We start from the raw sequence: 752 nt of genomic DNA on the forward strand, positions 1-752 counted from the left end.
TGGTGTGGAAGTTAACCCACAAACTGGCGAAGTTACTTTAAGCCCAGATGCCATCAAAGACGGTTCAACCTTAACGGCACAAAACACCCGTGGCACAGACACCGCCCCAAGCACAAGCGTGGTTGCTGACAATGATGCCGCCCCAGCCAATCAGCCACCAGTTGCCAATGATGATGTGGCAGTGACCGATTATGAAACTGCCGTAACCATTGACGTGTTGGCCAATGACACTGATGCTGACAATGACCCATTAACCATCACACAAGCGAGCGTTGACCCAGCACAAGGCACAGTCAGCATTGACAATGGCAAACTCATCTTTACCCCAGCGGCAGGCTTTGAAGGTGAGGCCACCATCAACTACACCATCAGCGATGGCAAAGAAGTCTCATCCGCCAAAGTAACCACCACTGTTGCTGTTGCCCCTGTGGTGAGCATTGCTGGCAGCAGCCAAGTCAATGAAGGTGAACAAGCCACTTATACCCTAAGCTTAGATAAAGCTTATGGCAAAGACGTTACCGTTACTGTCAGCTTTGTGGCAGGCACTGCCACCGACGGCGACGTGGTCTTCACCACCCAAACCGTTACCATCCCAGCAGGTGCCACCGAAGCGAGCTTCACCGTGGCGGCTGTGGCTGACCAAATGACCGAAGGCGAAGAAGCTTACAGTGTACGCATCAGCCAAGTTGATGGCGCCAAAGTGGGTGTGGCTCAAGCAGACACCACCATCGTTGACAGCTCAACCACGCCAA

The 752-nt window shown here is 53.1% G+C and carries 1 protein-coding gene; it reads left to right on the top strand.

Features of this window, described 5'->3' with window-relative positions; all coding sequences use genetic code 11:
- The coding region (locus tag CEW93_RS10605; RefSeq protein WP_186727974.1) for an Ig-like domain-containing protein at positions 1 to 752 on the top strand (752 nt) is incomplete at both ends.

It is taken from the genome of Moraxella sp. VT-16-12, from assembly GCF_002224245.2.
Taxonomy (GTDB): Bacteria; Pseudomonadota; Gammaproteobacteria; order Pseudomonadales; family Moraxellaceae; genus Moraxella.